General features: G+C 58.8%; 23 protein-coding genes. 16 read left to right on the plus strand and 7 right to left on the minus strand.

What is annotated here, in order from left to right; translation table 11 throughout:
• Nucleotides 1-12: 12 nt before the first annotated feature.
• Together ABWQ00_RS00810 and ABWQ00_RS00815 are read right to left on the minus strand one after the other, a co-directional pair.
• The gene (locus tag ABWQ00_RS00810; protein ID WP_353236763.1) at nt 13-1155 is read right to left on the minus strand and encodes a ribonucleotide-diphosphate reductase subunit beta; all 1143 of its coding nucleotides are present in this window, start codon (nt 1153-1155) and stop codon (nt 13-15) included.
• A gap of 140 nt (nt 1156-1295) precedes the next feature.
• Nucleotides 1296-4205, minus strand: coding sequence for a ribonucleoside-diphosphate reductase subunit alpha (locus ABWQ00_RS00815; RefSeq protein WP_353236764.1), 2910 nt, complete (start codon nt 4203-4205; stop codon nt 1296-1298).
• A 137-nt stretch (nt 4206-4342) separates the two neighbouring features.
• Between ABWQ00_RS00815 and ABWQ00_RS00820 the strand changes: the two genes are divergently transcribed.
• Nucleotides 4343-4504, plus strand: coding sequence for a hypothetical protein (locus ABWQ00_RS00820; RefSeq protein WP_353236765.1), 162 nt, complete (start codon nt 4343-4345; stop codon nt 4502-4504).
• A 104-nt stretch (nt 4505-4608) separates the two neighbouring features.
• Here the strand turns inward: ABWQ00_RS00820 and ampD are convergent, their stop codons facing one another.
• The 3 genes from ampD to ABWQ00_RS00835 all read right to left on the minus strand — a co-directional run bounded on the left by ampD (nt 4609) and on the right by ABWQ00_RS00835 (nt 6305).
• The gene (gene ampD / locus ABWQ00_RS00825; RefSeq protein WP_353236766.1) at nt 4609-5190 is read right to left on the minus strand and encodes a 1,6-anhydro-N-acetylmuramyl-L-alanine amidase AmpD; all 582 of its coding nucleotides are present in this window, start codon (nt 5188-5190) and stop codon (nt 4609-4611) included.
• Nucleotides 5191-5268: 78 nt separating this feature from the next.
• Nucleotides 5269-5505 carry a PP0621 family protein gene (locus ABWQ00_RS00830; protein ID WP_353236767.1) on the minus strand — a complete coding sequence of 79 codons (237 nt, stop codon included), beginning with the start codon at nt 5503-5505 and terminating at the stop codon, nt 5269-5271.
• Nucleotides 5502-6305, minus strand: a complete 804-nt coding sequence (locus ABWQ00_RS00835) for a cytochrome C assembly family protein (RefSeq protein WP_353236768.1) — start codon at nt 6303-6305, stop codon at nt 5502-5504. Before ABWQ00_RS00835 ends, ABWQ00_RS00830 begins: the two co-directional genes overlap by 4 nt.
• 77 nt (nt 6306-6382) lie before the next feature.
• Here ABWQ00_RS00835 and ffh point away from each other — a divergent pair, with 77 nt between their 5' ends.
• Nucleotides 6383-7765, plus strand: coding sequence for a signal recognition particle protein (gene ffh / locus ABWQ00_RS00840; protein ID WP_353236769.1), 1383 nt, complete (start codon nt 6383-6385; stop codon nt 7763-7765).
• A gap of 19 nt (nt 7766-7784) precedes the next feature.
• Nucleotides 7785-8177, plus strand: coding sequence for a gamma-glutamylcyclotransferase family protein (locus ABWQ00_RS00845; RefSeq protein WP_353236770.1), 393 nt, complete (start codon nt 7785-7787; stop codon nt 8175-8177).
• 12 nt (nt 8178-8189) lie between these two features.
• On the opposite strand, the gene miaB is transcribed toward ABWQ00_RS00845, so the two are convergent.
• Together miaB and ABWQ00_RS00855 are read right to left on the minus strand one after the other, a co-directional pair.
• Entirely contained in the window at nt 8190-9527 is a 1338-nt protein-coding gene (gene miaB / locus ABWQ00_RS00850; protein WP_353236771.1) for a tRNA (N6-isopentenyl adenosine(37)-C2)-methylthiotransferase MiaB, read from the minus strand.
• A 163-nt stretch (nt 9528-9690) separates the two neighbouring features.
• Nucleotides 9691-10275 (minus strand): DUF2889 domain-containing protein, encoded by a 585-nt coding sequence (locus ABWQ00_RS00855; RefSeq protein ID WP_353236772.1) that lies wholly within the window; start codon nt 10273-10275, stop codon nt 9691-9693.
• 60 nt (nt 10276-10335) lie between these two features.
• Here ABWQ00_RS00855 and ABWQ00_RS00860 point away from each other — a divergent pair, with 60 nt between their 5' ends.
• The 13 genes from ABWQ00_RS00860 (at nt 10336) to ABWQ00_RS00920 (ending at nt 24599) form a co-directional block, all read left to right on the plus strand.
• Nucleotides 10336-11907 (plus strand): acyl-CoA synthetase, encoded by a 1572-nt coding sequence (locus tag ABWQ00_RS00860; RefSeq protein WP_502908044.1) that lies wholly within the window; start codon nt 10336-10338, stop codon nt 11905-11907.
• A 126-nt stretch (nt 11908-12033) separates the two neighbouring features.
• A complete protein-coding gene (locus ABWQ00_RS00865; protein WP_502908053.1) occupies nt 12034-12837 on the plus strand; it encodes a GntR family transcriptional regulator in 804 nt (267 codons plus the stop codon).
• A 20-nt stretch (nt 12838-12857) separates the two neighbouring features.
• On the plus strand, nt 12858-14060 hold the full coding sequence (locus ABWQ00_RS00870; protein ID WP_353236774.1) for an ABC transporter substrate-binding protein: 1203 nt from the start codon (nt 12858-12860) through the stop codon (nt 14058-14060).
• Nucleotides 14061-14083: 23 nt separating this feature from the next.
• The gene (locus ABWQ00_RS00875; RefSeq protein WP_353236775.1) at nt 14084-14956 is read left to right on the plus strand and encodes a branched-chain amino acid ABC transporter permease; all 873 of its coding nucleotides are present in this window, start codon (nt 14084-14086) and stop codon (nt 14954-14956) included.
• On the plus strand, nt 14953-15930 hold the full coding sequence (locus ABWQ00_RS00880; protein ID WP_353236776.1) for a branched-chain amino acid ABC transporter permease: 978 nt from the start codon (nt 14953-14955) through the stop codon (nt 15928-15930). The genes ABWQ00_RS00875 and ABWQ00_RS00880 overlap by 4 nt, the downstream gene beginning before the upstream one ends.
• The gene (locus tag ABWQ00_RS00885) at nt 15924-16712 is read left to right on the plus strand and encodes an ABC transporter ATP-binding protein (RefSeq protein ID WP_353236977.1); all 789 of its coding nucleotides are present in this window, start codon (nt 15924-15926) and stop codon (nt 16710-16712) included. The genes ABWQ00_RS00880 and ABWQ00_RS00885 overlap by 7 nt, the downstream gene beginning before the upstream one ends.
• Nucleotides 16709-17419 (plus strand): ABC transporter ATP-binding protein, encoded by a 711-nt coding sequence (locus ABWQ00_RS00890; protein WP_353236777.1) that lies wholly within the window; start codon nt 16709-16711, stop codon nt 17417-17419. Before ABWQ00_RS00885 ends, ABWQ00_RS00890 begins: the two co-directional genes overlap by 4 nt.
• 78 nt (nt 17420-17497) lie before the next feature.
• Nucleotides 17498-18466 (plus strand): Bug family tripartite tricarboxylate transporter substrate binding protein, encoded by a 969-nt coding sequence (locus ABWQ00_RS00895; protein WP_502908045.1) that lies wholly within the window; start codon nt 17498-17500, stop codon nt 18464-18466.
• Nucleotides 18463-19743 (plus strand): 3-isopropylmalate dehydratase large subunit, encoded by a 1281-nt coding sequence (locus tag ABWQ00_RS00900; protein WP_353236778.1) that lies wholly within the window; start codon nt 18463-18465, stop codon nt 19741-19743. The genes ABWQ00_RS00895 and ABWQ00_RS00900 overlap by 4 nt, the downstream gene beginning before the upstream one ends.
• Entirely contained in the window at nt 19740-20243 is a 504-nt protein-coding gene (locus ABWQ00_RS00905; RefSeq protein ID WP_353236779.1) for a LeuD/DmdB family oxidoreductase small subunit, read from the plus strand. Before ABWQ00_RS00900 ends, ABWQ00_RS00905 begins: the two co-directional genes overlap by 4 nt.
• Nucleotides 20240-21931: a hydantoinase B/oxoprolinase family protein gene (locus ABWQ00_RS00910; RefSeq protein ID WP_353236780.1), complete on the plus strand. Its 1692-nt coding sequence runs from the start codon at nt 20240-20242 to the stop codon at nt 21929-21931. Before ABWQ00_RS00905 ends, ABWQ00_RS00910 begins: the two co-directional genes overlap by 4 nt.
• Nucleotides 21928-24000 (plus strand): hydantoinase/oxoprolinase family protein, encoded by a 2073-nt coding sequence (locus ABWQ00_RS00915; RefSeq protein ID WP_353236781.1) that lies wholly within the window; start codon nt 21928-21930, stop codon nt 23998-24000. Before ABWQ00_RS00910 ends, ABWQ00_RS00915 begins: the two co-directional genes overlap by 4 nt.
• Nucleotides 23997-24599, plus strand: coding sequence for a cysteine hydrolase family protein (locus ABWQ00_RS00920; protein WP_353236782.1), 603 nt, complete (start codon nt 23997-23999; stop codon nt 24597-24599). The genes ABWQ00_RS00915 and ABWQ00_RS00920 overlap by 4 nt, the downstream gene beginning before the upstream one ends.
• The last annotated feature ends 2 nt before the right edge of the window (nt 24600-24601 follow it).

Consider the following 24601-nt stretch of genomic DNA (forward strand, 5'->3'; position numbering starts at 1 on the left):
GTGTTCAGAAGATCAATCCCAGGACAAAGCCCCGCCGGTTTGGTACTCGATGACCCGGGTTTCGAAGAAATTACGCTCTTTCTTCAGGTCGATCATTTCGCTCATCCAGGGGAAGGGGTTCTCTTCATTGGGGAAGAGCGCCTCAAGGCCGATCTGGGTCGCACGGCGATTGGCAATGTAGCGCAGGTAGCCTTTGAACATGGAAGCATTCATGCCCAGCACGCCGCGTGGCATGGTGTCTTCGGCATAACGGTATTCCAATTCCACCGCGTGCAAGAACAATTCTTTGATTTCGGCTTTGAACTCGGCAGTCCACAGCTGAGGATTTTCGTGTTTGATGGTATTGATCAAGTCAATGCCAAAATTGCAATGCATGGATTCATCGCGCAAGATGTACTGGTACTGCTCAGCAGCGCCTGTCATCTTGTTTTGACGACCCAGGGCCAGAATTTGCGTGAAACCCACGTAAAAGAACAGGCCTTCCATCAGGCAAGCGAAAACAATCAAGGACTTGAGAAGCGTTTGATCGGTTTCTTGCGTGCCGGTCTTGAAGTTGGGATCCATGATCACGTTGATGAACGGGATCAGGAACTCGTCCTTGTCACGGATGGATTTGACTTCGTTGTAGGCGTTGAAAATTTCGCTTTCGTCCAGACCCAATGACTCAGTGATGTATTGGTAAGCGTGGGTGTGGATGGCTTCTTCAAAGGCTTGGCGCAACAAGAATTGGCGGCACTCGGGCGCTGTGATGTGGCGGTAAGTGCCCAGTGTGATGTTGTTGGCAGCCAGAGAATCGGCAGTGACGAAGAAACCGAGGTTGCGCTTGACCATTCGGCGCTCGTCTTCAGTCAGACCGTTCGGATCTTTCCACAAGGCGATGTCTCGATTCATGTTCACTTCTTGCGGCATCCAGTGGTTAGCGCAAGTGGCGAGGTATTTTTCCCAAGCCCATTTGTATTTGAAAGGCACCAACTGATTGACGTCAGTCTGACCGTTGATGATGCGCTTGTCAGCTGCATTCATGCGGCGAGGCGCGGCCGTTGTGGAACCAGAAGTCGAGGACGGCGATGCCATGGCAGCAGATGCGTCTGCGCCAGGAAATGGAGGCATTGCGGGTTGCAAAGCAGGTTTGACTTGATCGTCCCAAGAGAGCATAAAAATTCCAGTTCTTAAATTATGAAAGCTTGCCAACAAATTGCAAAGGAGTGAATCGTTTTAGGGCGCACAACACACAAGAAGTGTTGTGCAATTGCATCGCACTTGGTTCGTTACAGCCAAGTGCGATGTATTTCAATTCACTGACAAGCCTCGCAGCCAACATCGTCGATCGCAACAAATTTGACGTCGGTCGCAGGCGAAGTGTTCATGGACGCTTGGCCCGTTGCAGCAACAGACTCTGCAGCGTTCATAACTGAGGATGACACGGCATTGTGTGAGCCCGCATTGACTGTAGATTTTTCAACTTGCGTTGCGCTGGATGTGCGCAAGTAGTAAGTGGTTTTCAGGCCACGCAACCAAGCGAGTTTGTAGGTGTCGTCGAGCTTTTTACCCGATGCGCCAGCCATGTAAATGTTGAGCGACTGGGCTTGATCAATCCATTTTTGGCGCCGCGCTGCCGCTTCCACCAACCAAGTGGTCTCGACTTCAAATGCGGTGGCGTAAAGCGATTTGATTTCTTGGGGCACACGGTCGATCGGGCGCAGTGAGCCATCAAAGTGTTTCAGGTCCATGACCATCACATCATCCCAGAGACCCAAGCGCTTGAGATCGCGCACCAAGTAGCCGTTGATCACGGTGAATTCGCCCGATAAGTTGGACTTGACCGATAAGTTACCAAAACAAGGTTCGATGGATGCATCGACACCGATGATGTTGGAGATGGTGGCAGTGGGGGCAATGGCCACGCAGTTGGAGTTGCGCATGCCGTCGGCAGCGATTTTTTGGCGCAGCGCATCCCAATCCAGCGTTGATGAGCGGTCGACCTCAACATAACCACCGCGCTCACGCTCCAAGAGTTTGAGGGTGTCCAAAGGCAGGATGCCTTGGTCCCACAAAGAGCCTTTGTAGGTGGCGTATTGACCGCGCTCTTTGGCCAGCTCAGTGGATGCCCAGTAGGCGTAGTAGCAAATTGCTTCCATGGATTGGTCGGCAAATTCCACAGCAGCCTGTGAAGCATAAGGTGTGCGCATCTCGTACAGCGAGTCCTGGAAACCCATCAGTCCCAAGCCCACAGGTCGATGACGCATGTTGGAGTCACGGGCCTTCTTGACGGCGTAGTAGTTGATGTCAATCACGTTGTCCAGCATGCGCATGGCGATGGTGATGGTTTTCTTCAACTTGTCGTGGTCGATCACTTTGCCGTTTGCGCCGTCCTTCAGGTGGCGTGACAGGTTGACCGAACCCAAGTTGCAGACAGCGGTTTCGGTGTCGCTGGTGTTGAGCGTGATTTCGGTGCACAGGTTGGAAGAGTGCACCACGCCCACGTGCTGCTGGGGTGAGCGCACGTTGCATGGATCCTTGAAGGTGATCCAGGGGTGGCCGGTTTCAAACAGCATGGACAGCATCTTGCGCCACAGGTCGGTGGCTGGGATGGTTTTGCTGGGCTTGATTTCGCCGCGCTCAGCTTTTTGCTCGTAAGCGACATAGGCTTTTTCGAAGGCCAGGCCGAACAGGTCGTGCAGATCCGGCACATCGGAAGGCGAGAACAAGGTCCAGTTACCTTTTTCCATGACGCGGCGCATGAACAGATCGGGAATCCAGTTGGCCGTGTTCATGTCGTGCGTGCGTCGGCGGTCATCGCCGGTGTTCTTGCGCAACTCCAAGAATTCTTCGATGTCCAGGTGCCAGGTTTCCAAGTAAGTGCAGACCGCGCCTTTGCGCTTGCCACCTTGGTTGACGGCTACGGCGGTGTCGTTGACCACTTTGAGAAAAGGCACCACGCCTTGCGATTCGCCGTTGGTGCCCTTGATGTGTGCACCCATGGCACGCACGCGTGTCCAATCGTTACCCAAGCCGCCAGCGAACTTGGAAAGCAGGGCGTTTTCTTTGATCGATTCGTATATACCGTCCAAGTCATCGGGCACCGTGGTCAGGTAGCAGCTTGAAAGCTGTGAACGCAAAGTGCCGCTGTTGAACAAGGTGGGTGTGGACGACATGAAGTCAAACGAAGAAAGGATCTCGTAAAACTCAATCGCACGTGCTTCGCGGTTGATCTCGTTCAGCGACAAACCCATGGCCACGCGCATGAAGAATGCCTGAGGCATTTCGATGCGAGTTTTGCGGACATGGAGAAAGTAACGGTCGTACAAGGTTTGCAAGCCCAGGTAATCGAATTGCAAATCACGTTCGGGCTTGAGGGCTGCGGCCAATTGCTTCAGGTCGAATTGCAGCAGCTTTTCATCGAGCAGGTCGTTGTCCACACCTTTTTTGATGAACTGTGGGAAGTAGTTGATGTACTCCTCGGCCATCTGGCTCTGAGGCACTTCTTTGCCCAGGATTTCCTTGGCGATGGTGTGCATCAGCAAACGGGCTGTCACGTAGGTGTAGTCCGGGTCCTTTTCGATCAGGGTGCGCGACGCCAAGATGGACGCCTTGTAAACCTCTTCCATGGGCACACCGTCGTAAAGGTTGCGCATGGTTTCGGCCACGATGGGCTCGGGGCTCACGTCTTTGCCCAAGCCTGCGCATGCATTAACCATGAGCGATTTGAGGTAACCCAGATCGAGGGCTATGCGTTGGCCTCGGTCAATGACGTGCAAGGTAGGCTCTTGTGAGCTCGGGGTGGATTGCTGGGTTTGCTGAGCACGCTCTTGGGTACGTCGCTCACGGTACAGCACATAAGCGCGGGCCACTTCATGGTTGCTGCTGCGCATCAAACCCAATTCGACCTGGTCTTGCACATCTTCAATATGGAAGGTGCCCCCGCCTGGGCGTGAACGCATCAGCGCACGCACCACATTTTGTGTCAACTCTTCCACCACCTCACGCACGCTGGCCGATGCAGCGCCTTGGGTCCCGTGCACAGCCAAAAAGGCTTTCATCAGCGCGACGGCAATTTTGCTGGGTTCAAAAGGCACGACCGCACCGTTGCGGCGAATGATTTGGTATTGGTTCAGACTTTGTGTGGAGGGCTGACCTGCACGGTCAGGAAGGGACTGGTTCATCAGGCCAGATGCAGAAGATGAAACATTGAGGTCTGTTTGCATGGTTTTTTTCTAATTTATGGTCTGTTTGAGGTGGGTGAACAAGTGCTTGAACCCGGGCGCTATTTCAAATGTGAAAATTGTTAAGACACTATATCTGGTGTCTGGGACCCTTGCAAGCCACTACAGGTAGTGTACCGATGCTTTTTGGCCCCTTCCTGGCTTGGGTTGCAAAACAGGCATTTCGAAGCCATTTTCAGAGCCTGAAAAAAAACGCTGTAAAGGCTTTAAAAGCTGCGTTTTTAGGAGCCAAGCCAACAACCGTGAGCCTTTGGACCGGCTTTGCCTTTCAAGGGCTTTGAAAGACTGAGTTTGAAATTTAGAAATTGACAATTTAAAGCAATGAAATTGCCAGAAAGATATAAAAAATTTAAAAAATATTTTTTCAAACTGTGGCTTTGAATTCCTAGGGAAAGTACGAATTCGGAAAGTTCAACAGACTTTTGAAGCGGTCCCATGCAAAACCAGGCCCGGGGTCTTGCTTGCGGCCTGGTGCCACGTGCTCATGACCTGCTATGTGGGCGATCGGGTGATGGTCATGCAAATCTTGGCAAAGGCGGGCCAGTTGCACATATTGGGCTTGAGTAAACACATCGCCTTCCAGGCCCTCCAGCTCGATGCCGACAGAGTCGTCGTTGCATTGGGGGCGCCCGCGGTATTCGGACTGTCCGGCATGCCAAGCCCGGTCCTTTGTGCTGACAAACTGGATCAAAGCGCCATCACGTCGAATGAAAAAATGAGCAGAGACTTGTAAACCCCTTATTTGCTTGAAATAAGGGTGGGCATCCCAGTCCAGTTGGTTCGTGAAAAGGGCCTGCACCTGTGGACCACCATATTGGCCAGGCGGCAGACTGATCGAATGGATCACCACCAAGTCAATGCATGCCCCTTCGGGTCTGGCACCAAAGTTGGGGGAATCTATCCGTTGTGCAGGTGCATACCAGCCATCCAGCCAAATCGCAGGGGGCTCAGCGGGTGAACAGGGCATGGTGCATCGGTCAAAGAAGGTGGCAAGGTTTCAGGCAAAAACCCACTCAGCAAGGGCGACGGGTCAGGCCAAGGAAGATCAAACGGGGTTGCGGTCTTGGGCGGCGGCGCGGTGCTCGGTGCTGCAATACAGACCTTTTGTTCCGGCGACGGCTTCTTCTTGCGGCAAATGGAGCCCGCAATGGGCACAACCGACCATGTTGGAAGGGCTTGTGCTCGGGGTCTTGGGGGCTTCGGCAGGCTTGGATGGCCTGCGGCTGCGTTTGATTGCCCAGATCACGGCCAAGATGACCAGCAGCCAGATCAGGTATTTCATACAGCACGTCCAATCAAGACTTCCAATACAAACCGCGAGCCTGCATAAGACAGCAGCAGCAAGCCCGCGCCGATGTAGAGCACACGGACTGCGCGTCGACCACGCCATCCCCATTGACTGCGCCCCACCAACAAAGTGGCAAAAGTCAGCCATGACAACAAGGCGAATACCCGCTTATGGTCCCACCGCCATTCCGTGTGGCCTTGGCCATACAAGGCTTCCCCAAACAGGGCGCCGGCAACCAACGTGGCAGTCAGCAGGAAAAAGCCCGCGGTGACAAAGCGAAAGGTGAGGCGTTCGAGCGTCAAAAGAGGCAAACCACTTGAGCCTTCATGGGCTTGGCGAATGTCTTGCTCGGTTCGGGTCATCATCCAAGCGTGAACCACCGCCGCCGCAAACATCCCATAGGCCGACAAACCCAAGGCAAAGTGCAAAGGTAGCCAAGCCGAGGCTTGGTTGGTCAAAAGGGTGCCAGGAAAAATCCAAGCGAGCACCACGGTGACAGAACCCAAACTGCCTACCGCCCATCGCGCTTTGAATTTGGGGAAAAACTGGGTCTCGATCATGTAAGCCGTGACCACCAGCCACGCGGTGACCGACAGGGCCGGCGCGAAGCCAAAGCGAACCGGGCCCATCAAAAGCGCCAGCAGGCTGATGGCATGCATACCCCAAGCCAGCCAGAGCAGGCGTCGGGCGTGCACATCGCTCAGGCGACTGGGCACCAGAGCGGGCAAGGCATAGATCAGGGCTGCCAATGCCGAGAAGGGCAGCGTCCACAAGGGCGCACTCGCTAAAATCATAGGGCCGAGTTTAGCCTTTCGGGCGCAGCCACTGGGGTTTCGCCAACACGCTCAACCGGTTTTTTCTGGATTCCCCGATGGCCTCCGCTCTGACCGACAAACTCTCACGCCTCGTCAAGACCCTCAGCGGACAGGCCCGCATCACCGAATCGAACGTGGCCGACATGCTGCGTGAAGTGCGCATGGCCCTGCTCGAAGCCGATGTGGCCTTGCCGGTGGTGCGCGACTTCATTGCGCGCGTGAAGGAAAAAGCCCTGGGCCAGGAGGTCATGGGTTCTTTGAAGCCCGGCCAGGCCTTGGTGGGTGTGGTCAACAAAGAACTCGCCGCCACCATGGGCGAGGGCGTGTCCGACATCAACTTGGCGGCGCAGCCGCCCGCCGTGATCTTGATGGCCGGTTTGCAAGGTGCCGGTAAAACCACCACCACCGCCAAGCTGGCTAAGCACCTGATCGAAAAGCGCAAAAAGAAAGTGCTGACGGTCTCTGGCGACGTGTACCGCCCCGCCGCCATCGAGCAGCTCAAGACAGTGACAGCTCAAGCCGGGGCCGAATGGTTCCCCAGCTCGCCCGACCAAAAGCCGATCGACATCGCCCGCGCCGCCATCGACTACGCCCGCAGGCACTTTTTTGATGTGTTGCTGGTCGATACCGCCGGTCGCCTGGCGATTGACGAAGCCCTGATGGCCGAGATCAAGGCCTTGCACGCCGAGCTCAAACCCGTCGAAACCCTGTTTGTGGTCGACGCCATGCAGGGTCAGGACGCGGCCAACACTGCCAAGGCGTTCAGCGACGCCTTGCCGCTCACGGGCATTGTGCTCACCAAACTTGACGGCGATTCACGCGGCGGTGCGGCCCTGTCGGTGCGCCAGATCACGGGTGTTCCCATCAAGTTTGCCGGCACCAGTGAAAAAATCGATGGCTTGGAAGTCTTCGACGCCGAGCGCCACGCAGGCAGGGTGCTGGGCATGGGCGACATCGTGGCCTTGGTCGAGCAGGTCACGGCCGGTGTGGACATGGAGGCCGCACAAAAGCTGGCGTCCAAGGTCAAGAGCGGCGGCAGTTTTGATTTGAACGATTTTCTGGCCCAGATCCAGCAGATGAAGCAAATGGGCGGTTTGTCGAGTTTGATGGACAAGCTGCCCAGCCAGCTGACGGCCAAGGCCGGTTCCATGGACATGGACAAGGTCGAAAAAGACATCGGCCGCAAGCAAGGCATCATCCACAGCATGACGCCGCAAGAGCGCAAAAAACCCGAACTCATCAAAGCCACTCGCAAGCGCCGCATCGCCGCAGGTGCGGGCGTTCAGGTGCAGGACGTCAACCGCATGCTCAAGGAGTTTGAGCAGATGCAGGACATGATGAAAAAAATGTCCGGCGGCGGCATGATGAAGATGATGAAACGCATGGGGGCCATGAAAGGCATGATGGGCGGCGGCGGCTTCCCCGGCATGCCTCGTTGATCACACAGGCCACCCACAGATGACCTCCCTCTTTATTTACGGCACTCTGATGCCTGGTTTGCGTTTGGAAGCGGAAATGCACGGTGCCCGCTTCATGGGCCCTGCCCAAGTGCCTGGCCGCTTGTTTGACGTGGGACGCTACCCCGGTTTCCTAACAGGCGATGGCTTGGTCACGGGCGAAGTCTATGAAGTCGATGACGCACACCTGGCCCGTTTGGATGGGGTGGAAGGCATGGTGCCCGGTGACCGCGCCGAATCACACTACTGGCGAGAGGTGGTGACGGTGATCAGCGGCCCGCTGCAAGGCCAGCAGGTGCAAACCTATGTGTACAACCGCTCGGTGGATGGCTGCACGCCCATTGCGCACGGCGACTACCGCCGCTACATCCGCGAAGTCGGGCGCGAATCCTGAAAAACCAGCTGATCAATCCTTGATCAGCAATTCGCCGCGCAGCGAGTGAGACAGGCCTTGGGTGATGCGCACATCCGCCATCTGACCGATCAGGCGGTCCATGTTCGGGCCGCCGGGAAAGTTGACCACCCGGTTGCACTCGGTGCGGCCCGCCAGCTCGGTGGCGTCCTTGCGTGAAGGGCGCTCCACCAGAATGCGCTGCACCGTGCCCACGCGGCTCTCGCCAATGCGCTGCACGTTGGCTTCGATGGTCGCTTGCAGGTGGTGCAGGCGGCGCAATTTTTCGGCGTGCGGCGTTTCGTCGTGCAGGTTGGCCGCAGGTGTCCCGGGACGGGGGCTGAAGATGAAGCTGAAACTCGTATCAAAGCCCACGTCGGTGATCAGCTTCATCATCTTGTTGAAGTCGTCCTCGGTCTCACCGGGAAAGCCCACGATGAAATCGCTGCTGAGTGACATGTCGGGGCGGATCGCCCGCAACTTGCGGATCGTGCTCTTGTATTCCATGGCGGTGTAGCCGCGCTTCATGGCCATCAAGATGCGGTCCGAGCCGTGCTGCACCGGCAGGTGCAAATGGCTCACCAGTTTGGGGATCTTTTCGTAAGCGTCGATCAAGCGCTGGGTGAACTCATTCGGGTGGCTGGTCACGTAGCGGATGCGCTCGATGCCCGGCATGTCGGCCACGTACTCCAGCAGCAGCGCGAAGTCGGCAATCTCAGCGGTGCCGCCCATCTTGCCCCGGTAAGCGTTCACGTTCTGGCCCAGCAAGGTGATCTCTTTCACGCCCTGAGCGGCCAGGCCTGCCACCTCGACCAGCACATCGTCAAAGGGGCGAGAGACCTCTTCGCCCCGGGTATAGGGCACCACACAGTAGCTGCAGTATTTGCTGCAGCCTTCCATGATCGACACAAAGGCCGTGGCACCGTCCACCTTGGCGGGCGGCAAATGGTCAAACTTTTCAATCTCGGGGAAACTGATATCCACCTGTGGGCGCTGCTTGCGCTCCCGCTCGTTCAGCAACTCGGGCAGGCGGTGCAGGGTCTGCGGGCCGAACACCACATCCACATAAGGCGCACGCTTGATGATCTCGGCACCTTCTTGGCTGGCCACGCAGCCGCCCACGCCAATCAACACGCCCTTGGCTTTCAGGTGCTGCACCCGGCCCAGATCGCTGAACACTTTTTCTTGCGCCTTCTCGCGCACCGAGCAGGTGTTGAACAAAATCAGATCGGCCTCGTCCACGTCTTGCGTGGGCTCGTAGCCCTGGGCCGCGCCCAGCACATCAGCCATCTTGTCCGAGTCGTACTCGTTCATCTGGCAGCCAAAGGTTTTGATGAAGACTTTCTTGCTCATTCGGCCTCCACGGAATCCATGGAGGTGATGGGTCCAAGACAAAACAAAGCATGCCCGCAAAGGGCCATAGTGCAGCGGTTCATGGTGTAAATCCAGAGGCTGTGAAAAAAGAAAAGCGCGTAAGCGCTTTGGAAGTGCCTGATTATCGCAGGCCAGCTCCAGCTCAGTTTCCCGCGCTCTCAGATGCCTTCGGCTTGAAAAACATCGGATACGCCCTCTGCACAGTAGGGCTGTCGTAGGCCCAGCTGTGGCATTGGCCCAGAAAATAGGGCGCTTGGGTCATTTCGGGGTGGGGCTGGCCGGCCAGTTCGCGGCGCTGCCATTGGCCGGAAGGCAGGGTCTGGAAAGCGGCCGTGGCCATGTTGAACAGCATTTCGCGTAGGTGGGTGCAGCCCTCGGTGCCGCCCACATGTTGGTTGATGACCTTGCGCCAGCCCGGACCCATGGTGCAGCCGATGAGCTTGTGCATCTTGTGTGGCGCGCCGGTGCATTCGGGGTGCGGGATGTCGTCCATCGACGTGGCGATGTCCTGGATGACCATCTTGTTGTCGAGTGTGACGCGGATTTTGAGGTTATGGATTGGCTCATCCCCGGGGAAAAGCCGTTCGTTGGGCACCTGGAAGCTGAAGGTTTTTACGTCGGTCAGTTGGGCTTCGATGTCCCAAAGCCCGTCTTCGCGGTCAAAGCCTTGGTACACCACGGTTCGCGTATGTGACAGTTTTCGGGGGGAGGGAGGGGGAAGTGCCAATGGAATTCTCACGGGTCTGGTGTTCAATCTTCCGATCATATCGATGCAGGAGCATTCACGATGACCGCCACCATGTCCCCCAACATCCATCCCGCTGTTCGCCGCCAGACCATTGCCGATGCCCTGCGCCGCACCGCGATCCGCTTGCCCACCAAGACCGGCATCGTGTGCGGTGCCACGACCTGGACCTATGCCGAGTTCGATGCGCTGGTCACGCGCCTTGCAGCAGGCTTGGCCCGCACCGGCATTGCCGAAGGCGACAAGGTGGCGGTGCTGGCCCGCAATTCGCATGGTTTTGCAGCGCTGCGTTTTGCGCTGGCCCGCCGGGGTGCGGTCATGGTGCCCATCAACACCATGCTCAAGGCCGAAGAGGTGGCTTACATCTTGCGCCATGCGGGGGCCCAAACCCTGGCCACCGACAGTGGCCTGGCCGAGCTGGCGCAGGCCGCCAGCAAGCTCGATACGAAAGTTGAGCAATTCATCTGGCTGCCCTCAGAAGACCCGAGCCAGCCCGTGGCAGGCATGCACAACTTCGATGCGCTGGCGGCCTGCACCGATGTCTTGCCCGAGGTGCAATTGGGCAGCTTTGATGTGGCACAGATCGTCTACACCAGCGGCACCGAGTCCTCGCCCAAAGGCGCACAACTGACGCACGACGCGGTCATGTGGCAGTACGTCAGCTGTGTGATCGACGCCGAAATTGCCGAGGCCGACGTGGCACTGCACGCGCTGCCGCTGTACCACTGCGCCCAGCTCGATGTGTTCTTTGGCCCGGCCATTTACATGGGCAGCACCAATGTGATCACGTCCAAGCCCACGCCCGAAAACCTATTGCCGATGATTGAGAAATTCGGCATCACCAGTTTCTTTGCGCCGCCCACGGTGTGGATTGCGCTGCTGCGCTCGCCGCTCATGGATGCGGGCAAACTCTCCCAATTGGCTAAGGGCTACTACGGCGCGTCCATCATGCCGGTGGAGGTGCTGAAAGAGTTGGCGTCGCGCTTGCCCCAAGTGCGCTTGTGGAATCTGTACGGACAGACCGAAATCGCGCCCCTGGCCACCCTGCTCGGCCCAGAGGATCAGCTGCGCAAACTGGGTTCGTGTGGCAAAGCGGTGCGCAACGTCGAGACCCGCGTGGTGAACGACGCCATGCAGGACGTGGCCGTGGGCGAAGTCGGCGAGATCGTGCACCGCTCGCCGCACCTGATGCTGGGCTACTTTCACGACGACGAGCGCACCCAAGCTGCGTTTGAGGGCGACTGGTTCCACAGCGGCGATCTGGGCACGATCGACGAAGAGGGTTACATCACCGTGGTGGACCGCAAGAAGGACATGATCAAGTCCGGTGGCGAAAACGTGGCCAGCCGCGAGGTCGAAGAAATGATTTACCGCTTGCCTCAGGTCAGCGAAGTGGCGGTGATTGGTTTGCCTGATCCGAAATGGGTGGAGGCTGTAACGGCCGTGATCGTGGTCAAGTCCGGGCAGACCTTGGACGAGGCGGCGGTGATCGCGCACTGCGCCCAGCACATGGCTGGTTTCAAGACACCCAAACGCGTGGTCTTCACTGACGCACTGCCCAAGAACCCGAGCGGCAAACTGCTCAAGCGCGATTTGCGTTTGCGCTATGCGTGAAGCTTTGGGCGTGGGGGCGGCTGCCCCAAAGCGTGTGAACCTAGGGAAACTCCCGAGAAAATGTTCTATGCATAAGACCTGAATGTCCTATTGACAGGACAATGGGACTGTTTGACCATGGCGGTCATGGATGCCCATCTGCCTTTGCCGAAGTACCACCAAATCTATCTGGTGCTGCGTGAGCAATTGCGCGAAGGTCGCTTTGACCATGGCTTGCCGGGCGAGATGGCTTTGATGGGTCAATTTGGTGTGGCGCGTGTCACCGTGCGCCGGGCCTTGTCGCAGCTGGCCGAAGAGGGTTTGATTCAGCGCGAACCCGGGCGCGGCACACGGCCCGTTTCGGCGCGTGCTCAAGAGGTGCAGATGCAAGCCTCGACCATGGCTACGGGCCAGCAGGCACGCCTGACGGGTTTGCTGGAGAACCTGGTCACCATGGGTATGCGCACCAAGGTCAAGGTGCTCAGTGTGGAGCGCATGCGCGCCCCGGTAGACGTGGCCGCAGCGCTCAAACTGCACAGCGCGGCTTTGGTGCAAAAAGCCGAGCGCGTGCGCAGCACGCCCGAAGGCCCCTTGTCGCACATCACCACTTGGGTGCCCGATGCGATTTCTTCGGGCTTTGGCAAGCGCGAGTTAGCGCAAAAACCCATTTTGGTGTTGCTCGAAGAATCGGGCGTCAAGGTGGGCCGGGCCGAGCAAACCATCTCGGCCCGTCTGGCCGATGTGGGCATGGCTCAGCATCTGGATGTGTCCGTCGGATCGGCCTTGATGGCGGTGCGGCGTTTGATTTATGACGAGGACGACCGTCCCGTCCAATGGCTGCATGGCTTGTACCGACCGGACCGGTACGAATACCAGATGCAGTTATCCCGCGTTGGCAGCATCGACGCCAAGGTGTGGGTAAGCCAAGAGCTGTCCGCCAACTTTCATTGACCTACTTAAAGGATGTTCTCATGACCTCACGTCGCACTTTCATGGGCCAGTCCGCTGCTGCGGCCTCGGCGCTCGCTTTTCCGCTGGTTGGAGGCGCTCAGCCCAAACCCATCAAAGTGGGTGTGCTGCACCCGGTCACAGGCGCATTGGCTTATTCAGGCCAGCAGTGCCGCTTGGGCGCGATGATGGCCATTGAAGACATCAACAAAGCCGGCGGCATCAAGTCATTGGGAGGTGCCAAGATTGAAGCCATGCTGGGCGATGCGCAATCCAACCCCCAAGCGGGTGCAGCCGAAATTGAGAAGATGAATGAAGCGGGTGTCAGCGCCGTGGTGGGGGCATTTGCCTCGGCCATTTGCTTGGCCACCACCCAAGCCGCAGCCAAATACAACTTGCCCCATGTGGTCGATGTCGGTGTGGCTGACCAAATCGTCGAGCGTGGCCTGAAAAACACCTTCCGCTTTGGCCCTGGTTACAGAAAATGCGCAGAAGTGGCCGTGTCCAGCCTGCACGTTTTGAACACCGCCGCAGGCAAGCCCGCCCGCACCGTGATGATCGTGCACGAAGAGTCATTGTTCGGCACAGGCACGGCCAACTTGCTGGCCAAAGAGCTGCCCGGGTATGGCTACGAAGTGAAAGAAATCATCAAACACGCCAACCCCACGCGTGACTTCAACAACATCGCACTGCGCATCAAGCAGGTCAACCCCGACATCCTGATCCCGGCCAACTACTACAACGAATACGCCTTGTTGGTGCGCACCTTGCAGCAGCAAAAGATCACGCCCAAAGCCATTTACTCGGTGCTGGGCGGCGCAGCTTCAAGTTACAAGTTCGTCAAGGAGTTTCCAGAGGCGGCCAATGGCATCATCGACTGCAATCACTGGTTCAATCCACGTGACAAGCGCTCGGCCGAGTTGCGCAAGCGCGTGGAAGCGCAAGGTCAGTTCTTCAGCTACGAAGTGTTCATGACCTACACCGCCATGAGCTTGTTGGCCGATGCGATCGACCGCGCCAAGTCCACCGACCGCGCCGCCATCATCGACGCGCTGGCTTCCAGCAAGTTCGCCAACCACATCATGCCCTACGGCCCCACGCAGTTTGTCAATGGTCAGAACATGGGCGCACAGCCTTTGATGACTCAGGTCCACAAAGGCGACATCAAGGTGATCGTACCGCGCGACTACCGCGAAATCGAGCCAATTTTCCCGCTCAAGGGCTGAATGCGCTGACCTGAAAGACCCCGATGCTGGACTTCAACATCCTGTTTCCTTCGATGCTCAACGGCATCACCACAGGTGCCGTGTATGCGCTGATCGCGCTGGGCCTCACGCTCATTTATGGCGTTCTGCACATCATCAATTTTGCGCATGGCGCATCTTTGATGGTGGCGCTGTATGGCGTGTACATGTTGAAGCAACAGTTCGGGGTCGATCCTTACATGGCCCTGCCCATCATGGTGCCTGCCATGTTTGTGTTGGGCTATGCGCTGCAGCGCGGGGTCATCAACCGCGCCAGCCACGGCAAAGACGAAAACATTTTGTTGGTCACGCTGGGCCTCTCGATCGTGCTCGAAAACCTGGCGTTGTTGTTTTTCAAATCTGACACCCGCACCATTGAAACGGCCTACACCTTGACCACGGTCGAGATCGGCCCGGCCTTCATTGCACTGCCCAAACTGGTGTCTTTTGCCGGTGCCTTGGTCGTGTCGGCTGTGCTCTTGCTGATCGTGCAGAAAACCGATTTGGGCCGTGCTATTCGTGCGGTATCCAAAGAAAAGCAAGGCGCACGCTTGATGGGCATCGATGTGGACCATGTGTATGCCATGTGTTTTGGTTTGGGCCTGGCCAGTCTGGGCGCTGCGGCCTGCTTTTTGATGCCGGCCTATTACGTGAACCCGCAAGTGGGCAACGGCTTTGTGCTGGTGGCCTTCACCATCGTGGTTCTGGGCGGCATGGGCAGTTTTACCGGGGCTTTGCTCGGTGGTTTGCTCATTGGTGTGGTCGAGTCGCTGGGCGGTTTGCTGCTGGGTGAGTCGCTGGGCCAAGTGGGTATTTTTGTGATTTTCATTGCGGTGCTTTTGCTCAGGCCGCAAGGATTTTTTGGAGCGAAGGCATGAAAGACTTTCGCAACATCGCGCTGTTTGTGGTGCTGGTGGGGGCGGTGCCCTTGTTCACCGACTCGGGCGTGATGCTCAACTTCGTCATGACGTCTTTGTACGCGTGTCTGTTGTCGCAGGCGTGGAACGTGCTGGGTGGTTTTGGCGGACAGTTTTCGTTTGGCCATGCACTGTTTTTTGGCACGGGCGCTTACGTGCAGGCCATCGCACAGATGCAGTGGGGCTTGAGCCCCTGGGTGGCTTTGCCGCTGGCCATGGTGTTTGCGGCGGGTGTGGGGGCCTTTGTGGGTGCGGCCTCGTTCCGCTATGGCCTCAAGGGTTCTTACTTTGCGCTGGTCACGCTGGCTTTTGCCGAAGTCTTCCGAATTTTGGCCACCTCGGTGCCCTTTACAGGAGCGGGTGTGGGCATGATGCTGCCGCTCAAAGAGTCGACTGCGAACATGCAGTTTGGCAGCCGCGCCGGATTCGTCTGGCTGATGCTGGGTTTGGTCACGCTGGCGCTGTGCATCACCGCTTGGCTGCGCCACTCGCGCTTTGGCGCTTACTTGCAAGCGGTGCGCGACAACGAAGACGCGGCCCGTGCCATTGGCGTGAACCCCTTCAGCGTCAAGCTGATCGCCACCATTTTGTCTGGCGGCCTGATGGGCGCAGGCGGTGCGTTTTATGTCCAGGTGTTCCAGTACATCGACCCGGCCATCGCCTTTGGGGCGCACACCTCGGTCGAGGCCTTGGTGGGGGCGATCGTGGGCGGCATGGGCACCTTGTGGGGGCCACTGCTGGGTGCGGTCAGTTTGCACATTTTGGCTGACCTCACGCGCAACCTGTTTGGTCAGTTGCCGGGCATCAACATGGTCATTTATGGCGTGGTGCTGATCGTGATCGTGATGTTCTTGCCGCGCGGCATTGCGGGGCTGGGCACCATCACGCCGCTGCAATGGTTGCGTGGCAGCAAGTCGGATGGAGACAAATCGTGAACACGCTGCTGCAAATCGAGGGCGTGGGCAAGTCCTTTGGCGGCTTGAAGGCCGTGCAAAACGTGAGCCTGTCGGTGACCGAAGGGCGTCTGAGCGCCTTGATCGGCCCCAACGGCGCTGGCAAGACCACCTTGTTCGCGCTCATGTCTGGATTCCTGATCCCCGACACTGGCAAGGTCGTATTCGACGGGCAAGACATCACGGGCCAGCCGCCGCATCTGAATGCCCGCATGGGCCTGACGCGTACTTTCCAGATCGTGCAGCCTTTTGCGGCGCAAACGGTGCGCGAGAACATCGCGGTGGGAGCGCACTTGCATTTACCAGGCCGTGCGCAGGCCCTTGAATTTGCCGAATCGGTCGCCCAACAAGTAGGCCTGAGCCCACAACTGGATAAGTTGGCCAGCGACCTGACGGTGGCCGGTCGCAAGCGCTTGGAGCTGGCCCGTGCACTGGCCACGCGTCCACGCTTGTTGCTGCTCGACGAGGTGCTGGCAGGCCTGAACCCGCAAGAAATTGCCGAGATGATCCCCGTGGTGCAAGGCATTGCCCAAAGCGGTGTGACGGTGCTGATGATTGAACACGTCATGCAAGCGGTGATGAGCCTGGCGCAAGAGGTCTGGGTGCTGGCGCAAGGTCAACTGATTGCCCAAGGCACTCCCGCTGAGGTGACCCACAACCAAGCCGTTGTAGAGGCCTATTTGGGCCATGGCACGGCGGAGCGTTTGCAAAAGAGCGCGGCATCAAGCCAATCAGCCCATGTTGCACAGGAGTCCACGGTATGAGCGCCCTCTTGAATGTTCAAGGCATCAAGTCAGGCTACGGCGTGGTCGAAGTCTTGCGCGGGGTCGATTTGCATGTGATGCCAGGTGAATTGGTGGCACTGCTGGGCAGCAACGGTGCAGGCAAGACCACGCTGAATTTGACCCTGAGCGGTTTGGTGGCTACCCGCGCTGGACAGGTGCAGTTTGACGGACACAACATCACCGGTTTGCATTCGCGTCAAGTGGTGGTTCGTGGCCTGATTCAAGTGCCTGAAGGCCGCAAGGTGTTTCCGAATTTGAGCGTTCATGAAAACCTAGAGCTGGGTGCCTTCACACGGGGGCGAGCGCGTCGCCTGCAAAACTTGGACAAGGTTTACGAAACCTTTCCGCGCCTCAAAGAGCGCGTTAGCCAGTTGGCAGGCACCTTGAGTGGTGGCGAACAGCAAATGCTTGCCATTGGCCGGGGATTGATGGCCGAGCCGCGTTTGCTGATTTTGGATGAGCCGTCTCTGGGCTTGTCACCGTTGTTGGTCGAAGAGTTGTTTGGTCTCATTTCTCAACTGCGCAGCACTGGCTTGTCGATCTTGTTGGTGGAACAAAACGTGGGCCAATCCCTGGAGATTGCTGACCGTGCGTATGTGATGGAAAACGGTCAAATCCGTTTCAGTGGAACACCTGGCGAATTGTTGGCCAGCGACACCCTCAGGCGGGCTTACTTGGGCATGTGACCCATGGTCAAAACCTGGTGAATGCCCTCGCTTTTTGGCGTCAATCTCATTTTTACCCGTCTCTTCCAAGGAGTTTTCATGCCCACAAAACCAATGATTTCTCGCCGTTCATTGACCTTTGGGGCGGCCTTGGCTTTTGCGTGTTGTGCGCAAGCCCAGTCGCAACCGCCCATCCGAATTTTGGTGGGTGCTCCGGCTGGCGGTACGACCGATACGATGGCGCGCACACTGGCTCAGGTGTTGGGTCCTCAGTTGGGCAGAACGGTGGTGGTGGAAAACCGCCCTGGAGCAGGCGGCAACTTGGCGGCAGATGCCGTGGCCAAAGCAGCACCAGACGGGAACACGCTGCTCATGAGTTTCACCAGCCACGCGATCAATGCCTCTTTGTACCCCAGCCTCCCCTTTGACCCGGTGAAGGACTTCACGCCCTTGACCATGGTGTCGACATCGCCCTCGGTGCTTGTGGCTCATCCCAAAGTGCCTGCGAGCAACATCAAAGAGTTGATTGCGTTGGCCAAGTCCAAGCCGGGACAACTCAACTTTGCGATTGGTGCTTTGGGCTCGTCTTTGCACATGGCTGGCGATGCCTTCAAGATGCAGTCGGGCGTGTTTATCGTGAATATCCCTTATCGCGGTACCGCTCCGGCGGTCCAAGATGTCTTGGCCGGTCAAGTGGATTTGATGTTTGCAGCCGTGGGCAATGTGCAAACACACATCAAGGCGGGCAAGCTCAAGGCGCTGGGCGTCACCAGTGCCAAACGTTTGCCAGCTTACCCAGAGGTGCAAGCCATTGGTGAAAGTTTGCCCGGGTACGAGTCGAGCGCTTGGTTTGGTTTGTTCGGTCCCGGCCGCATGAGTCCAGAATTGACCAAGCGCTTGGCCGATGCATCGCGAGCCGCTGTGCAGTCGCCCGATGTCAAGCGTCGGATTGAAAACGAAGGGGCTACGCCCGTGGGCAACAGCCCCGAAGAGTTTGCCCGATTTGTCGACAGTGAAATTGTGCGTTGGCGGGCTGTGGTTCAGTATGCAGGAGCCAAGCCTGAATGAGCCAAAAACCTGCACAAACTTTGGCCCAAAAGCTGATCGCCCGTGCAGCCGGGCGAAGCCATGTGGCGGTCGGTGAGTTGGTCACCTGCAAGGTCGATCTGGCCATGTTCCATGACTCTTCTGGACCTCGTCGTTTGAAGCCTATGCTGGACGAACTGGGCGCTGAGATTTGGGACAAAAACAAAGTCGTTTTGGTGCTGGACCACTATGTACCGGCCCAAGACGCGGATGCCCAAAAGATCATCCAAATCACTCGGGATACTGCCAAAGTCTGGCAACTGCCCAACGTCATCGACAGCGAGGGCATTTGCCATGTGGTGCTGCCCGAGCGGGGCCATTTGAAGCCTGGCATGTTGTGTGTGGGGGGGGATTCTCACTCGCCCACTGGCGGTGCATTTGGCTGCTACATGTTTGGCATCGGAGCCACCGAAATGCTGGGTGTGTGCGCGACGGGTCAAATTTGGCTGCAAGTGCCGCGCACCTTGCGCATGCATTGGTCGGGCCGATTGCAATCGGGCGTGTCGGCCAAAGACATGATGCTGCATATGGTGGGGCGTTTTGGCATGAACGGCGGTCAATACCAAGCGGTCGAATTTGCCGGTCCTGCGGTCCAGGCGCTGTCGATGGCCGAGCGCATGACGCTGTCCAATATGAGCGCCGAGATGGGTGCGCAAGTTGGTTTGATTGCGGCCGACGACACCACCTTGCAATACCTGCGTAGCGTGGGCGTGAGCGATGCTGATTTGGTGAATGCCGAACAGTGGTGCTCCGACGAAGACGCTGATTTGGAGGAATACCGGTTTGACGCATCGGTCCTGAGTCCCCAAGTGGCTGCTCCGCACAGCCCTGCCAATACACGGGATGTGGGTGCATTCGCTGATGTGCTGCCCAACATCGCTTACATCGGTGCCTGCACTGGTGCAAAAATCGATGACCTGCGCGCTGCAGCTTCGGTGCTCAAAGGCAAGCATGTGGCCCCAGGTGTGCAGCTGATGGTGGCCCCAGCCAGTGCACGTGAACAAGCCCAAGCCACACAAGAAGGCGTCATGCAAACTTTGCAAGACGCAGGCGCCATGGTGTTGCCCAACAGTTGCGGCGCCTGTGCGGGTTATGGCGCTACTTTTCCCGATGGCGCTACCGTGATCTCCACCACCGCCCGCAACTTCAAAGGCCGCATGGGCCCAGCCAGTGTGAACGTGTATTTGGCCTCGCCCTACACGGTCGCCGCTTCTGCTTTGCGCGGTCGCATCACCGATGCACGCGAGGTGCTGGCATGAAGCAGCGCACATTTGACAACGCCAGGGTCTGGTGCTTGGGTGCTGACGTGGACACCGATGTCTTGGCTCCTGGTGCTTACATGAAGCATGGTTTGGATGTCATTGCCAAGCACTGTCTGGAGGCGGTACGAAGCGACTTTGCCCCGGGCGTGCGCGAGGGCGATGTGATCGTGGCCGGTGCCAACTTTGGCATCGGCTCTTCCCGTGAGCAGGCTGCCGGTGTACTGAGGCACCTGGGCTTGGCAGCGGTGATTGCGCCTTCCTACAGTGGCCTTTATTTTCGCAATGCTTTCAACTTGGGGCTTTTGCTTTTGACTTGTCCTGAAGCCGGTCAAATCGAAGCAGACGAATGCATTGCGGTGCGGTTTGATGGCGACAGGCCTGTGGTGATGCGCGCCTGTGGTCAGCGTCTGGACTGTGCTCCGATTCCTGATTTTTTAATGGACATGGTCGATGCAGGCGGCTTGTTAGCCCTGCTCCGAAGAAGAAAGCCCGCATGAACCCGATCGATTCTCATTCTCCTGCCGCGACAGCCATGGACCCCGTGACTTTGGCCGTTCTGCGCGGCCGTCTCGAACAAATTGCCGACGAGATGGACGCGACGCTCTACCGCAGCGCCTTCAACCCCATCATTGCCGAGGCGCACGACGCTTGTCACGGCCTGTACGATGCGCAATCGGGCGATACGCTGATTCAGGGCAAGTCGGGCCTGCCGGTTTTTGTGGGCGCCATGGCCTTTGCCGTGCGGGCGGCCATGTGCGTGGCCGCTGAGCGCGGCGGCATGCAGCCGGGCGATGTGTGGTTATTCAACGACCCGTATGAGGGCGGCACGCACGCCAACGACTTCAAGCTGGTCAAGCCTTGTTTTCGCAACGGGCAGTTGTATTGTTTTCTGGCATCGGCCGCGCACTGGCACGACGTGGGCGGTGCGGTGCCCGGCAACTACAACCCAGCGGCCACCGAATGCTGGCAAGAAGCGGTGCAGATTCCGCCGGTGCGCATCTTGCGTGGCGGTGTGCTGGACGATGATGTGCTGGCCATCTTGCGCGCCAACACCCGCCTGCCCGACAGTCTTTGGGGCGACCTGAACGGCCAGCTGGCCGCGCTCGAACTGGGCGCACGCCGCTTGGACGGGCTGTTGGACGAATACGGCGATGCCAAAGTGGCACAGGCCCTGGTTGAGCTGCGCACCCGAGCTGTGCGCCTGATGCGCTCGCACATTGGCAGCTTGCCCGATGGCCGCTACAGCTTTGAAGACGTGCTGGACAACGACGGCGTGAAAGACGAGTTGTTGACCATCGCGCTCGACATGACCGTGGCCGGTGACCGGCTGACGCTGGACTTCTCGCGCACCTCGGCGCAGTGCGCAGGGCCGGTGAACATTTCGCGTGCCACGGCTGTGGCGGCGTGTTATGTGGCCTTGAAGCATGTCTTCCCCGATGTGCCGGCGAACGCGGGCGTGCTGGATGCGGTGGACTTTGTGATTCCCGAGGGTCTGGTCATCAGCGCTTCGCGCCCGCGCCCAGTGGGCGGCTACACCGAAACCATCTTGCGCATGATCGACGTGATTTTCAGCGCCACGGCCTTGGCCGATCCGCAGCGGGCGGTGGCCCATGCCTACGGGACCATCAACGCCTTGTCGATCGCCGGCCACCGCACCGATGCCAAACGACATGGCCAGCGCTGGGTGATGTTCAGCTTTTTTGGCGGCGGTCACGGCGGCCATTCGGATGGCGACGGCTTGTCGCACGGCAATGCGCCCATCTCGACCGCCACGATCCCGCCGATGGAAATTCTGGAAGCAGCCTACCCGGTGCGCTTCACCCAGTGGGCCTTGCGCTCGGGCTCGGGCGGCGATGGCCAGCACCGGGGCGGCTTGGGTGCGATTTACGAGATCGAGTTGCTCGAAGACAGCGCCGAGGCTTTCATCTTTGGCGAGCGCGGCAAGTCGGCTCCTAAAGGCATCCACGGCGGCCAGCCTGCGCTGCCCAATGTGTTCGAGTACTGCCAGAACGGCGAGTGGAAATCACCCCCCATGGTGTCCAAGATGCTGGGCATTCAATTGAAGAAGGGCGATCGCGTGCGTCTGCAAACGCCCGGTGGCGGCGGCTGGGGCGCACCCGCTGACCGTTCGGCGCAAGACCGTGCCAAAGACAGCGCACTCGGTTACACCAAGGAACAAGCATGAGTGGGCATTCTCTGAACCAACCCCATTGGGTGGTGGGCGTGGACGTGGGCGGTACGTTTACCGACTTGTTTGTGTTGGACGAAAAAACCGGCCTGGCCCGCATCGTGAAAGTGCCATCGACCCGGGGTGAAGAAGCCCGGGGCTTCATGAACGGCATCGCCAAAGTCACCGGGGCCACCGGTGCCGAAGGGGCCAAAGACATCGCCACCATCGTGCACGGTACCACCGTGGGCACCAACGCTTTGCTGGAACGCAAGATCGCCCGCACCGGCATCATCACCACACGGGGGTTCCGCGATGTGCTGGAGATGCGCCGCCGCGACCGCCCGCAAACCTGGGGTCTGCGCGGCAGCTACACGCCGGTGGTGCCAAGGGCTTGGCGTTTGGAAGTGGACGAGCGCGTGTTGGCCGATGGGCAGTTGCACACGCCCGTGAATCTGGACCAGGTGCGCGAACAAGCCCGCGCCCTGTTGGGCGAAGGCTGCGAGGCGGTGTGTGTGTTCTTTGTTCACGCCTATGCCAACCCCGGCAACGAACAAGCCGCTGTGGCGGCCGTGCGCGAGATTTGGCCCAACAGCTATGTGACGGCGGCGAGCGAAGTGCTGCCCGAAATCCGTGAGTTTGAGCGCTGCTCCACGGCCACCTTGAACGCCGCTTTGCAGCCCGTGGTGGGCAGCTATTTGCAGCGCCTCGATGGCGACCTGCGTGCCCAGGGCTTTGGCGGTGAGTTGCTGATTGTGCAAAGCAATGGTGGCGTCATGTCGCGCCAGACGGCTTGTGATGTGCCGGTGCGCACCGCGCTGTCGGGTCCGGCGGCGGGCGTGATGGCCTGCGCCGAAATTGCCCGTGCTTCGGGTTTTGAGAACGTCATTACCGGCGACATCGGCGGCACGTCGTTTGACGTGTCTTTGGTAGCCGGTGGCGAGGCGGCGCTGGCTGCGCAAACGTCCATCGAATTTGGCTTGGTGGTGCGCTCGCCCATGATCCAGATCGAGACCATCGGCGCTGGTGGCGGCTCGATCGCCTCGGTCGATGCGGGTGGCATGCTCCAAGTGGGCCCCGAGTCGGCGGGCAGCATTCCCGGCCCGGCCTGTTATGGGCGTGGCAACACCCGCCCCACGGTGACCGATGCCAACGTGCTGCTGGGCCGCATTGCGGCCGACCGGCCACTGGGTGGCGGCTTGTTGCAAAAGCTCGATTCGGGCTTGTCCGAAACAGCCATTGCCCAGCATGTGGCCGCGCCTTTGGGTCTGACGGCGTTGGCCGCAGCCGAGGCCATCCTCACGGTGGCCAATGCCCGAATGGCCGGGGCGATCCGCGTGGTGTCGATCGAACGCGGGCACGATCCGCGCCAGTTCGCCTACATGCCGTTCGGCGGTGGCGGCGGTCTGCATGTCTGCGCCATGATGCGGGAGGTGGGCGTGACCACCGGCATCGTGCCGCGTTACCCGGGCGTCACTTCGGCGCTGGGCTGCGTGATGGCCGACATGCGCCACGACGCGGTGCAGACTCTGAACGTGGCCCTGGCCGATGTGGCTTGGCCTGCATTGCTGGAGCGCGTGGACAGCTTGGCCGAGGCTTGCCAAGTGCGCCTCGATTCTGCCGGAGTCAACTTTGTGCGGGTGGACGAAGTCATCAGCTTTGACATGCTCTACATGGGTCAGACCCATACCCTGCAAGTGCCCCTCAAGCGCGAAGCTTTGAACGCGGCAGGATTGCTGGCCGCGTTTGAAGCCGCCTACCAACACGCCTTTGGCCGTGTGCTGCAAGGCCCGGTGATCCGCGTGATGAACCTGCGTTATGCCCGCATCGGGCGACGCCCCAAGTTCGACTTGGCGGTGCTGGCGCCGCAAGGCGAGGGCCGCACGGCCCCATTGGGCGAGCAGCAGGTGTACCACCAGGGCCAGTGGTGGACGGCACAGCGCTACGAGCGCTTGAGCCTGCCCGTGGGCACCGTGGTGCAAGGCCCGGCAATTTTGGAGCAGCCCGACACGACCGTGTGGTTGGAGCCCGGCTTTGAAGGTCGTGTGGACAAATTGGGCAACTTGTTGGTGGAGCGCACAGCATGAACTTGAAGAACGCCAAACTGGGCATGGTCATTGTGGACCTGCAAAACGATTTTTTGGCACCCGACGGCGCTTATGCCCGGGGCAACACCTTGAGCGCTGAGGCGGTGAAGTTGCCCGAGCGCATGGCCCCGGTGGCACGGGCCATCAAAGCCCACGGTGGTTTGGTGACCGCCAGTTTGTTCACCCTGTGGCCCAACGCGCAGGGCGAGCCCATGATCTCAGCGCACCTGAAAGAGCGCCGCCCGTTTTTGCGCAAGGGCGACTTTGCACCGGGCAGCCGGGGCCAGGCCAATGTGGACTTGCTCGCCCCGCTGGTGGATGTGTCGGTGTTCAAGGTGGCTTATTCGGCCTTCTTCAACACGCAACTCGACTGGGTACTCAAAAAATCAGGCATTGACACGCTGGTGGTGTGTGGCATTGTCACCAACGGTGGCGTGGCCAGCACGGTACGTGATGCGCATGTGCGCGATTACCACGCCATTGTGTTGTCGGACGGTTGCGCCGCCTTCAGAGAAGCCGCGCACCAGGCCGCGCTGGCCGACATGGGTTCGGTCGCCGATGTGATGGACAGCGCCACATTTTTGAAACAACTGGGCTGAAG

The sequence above is a fragment of the Limnohabitans sp. genome (assembly GCF_040400975.1).
Taxonomy (GTDB): Bacteria; Pseudomonadota; Gammaproteobacteria; order Burkholderiales; family Burkholderiaceae_C; genus Limnohabitans_A.